Consider the following 211-nt stretch of genomic DNA (forward strand, 5'->3'; position numbering starts at 1 on the left):
TTTTCCATAAGGAAGATCCTTAACAGAAGCAATACCATTTTTATTAGTAATAACCTTAGTTACTTCTTCACCTTTTTCATTATAGACAGTAAATTCAACATCTGATAAAGGTTTTTTGTTATCGTCAACTTTATGGATTTCAATAGAACCTTTTACAAGTTTGTTAGTTACAGTAAATGTTTGTACTTTACCATTTTCCTTTACTTCAAAA

The 211-nt window shown here is 27.5% G+C and carries 1 protein-coding gene; it reads right to left on the reverse strand.

From position 1 onward, the window contains the following. The coding region (locus MR107_RS31245; protein WP_242293240.1) for a prealbumin-like fold domain-containing protein at positions 1 to 211 on the reverse strand (211 nt) is incomplete at both ends.

Origin of the sequence: Bacillus cereus group sp. BfR-BA-01441 (genome assembly GCF_022663075.1) — a bacterium.
In the GTDB taxonomy this organism is placed as follows: domain Bacteria; phylum Bacillota; class Bacilli; order Bacillales; family Bacillaceae_G; genus Bacillus_A; species Bacillus_A cereus.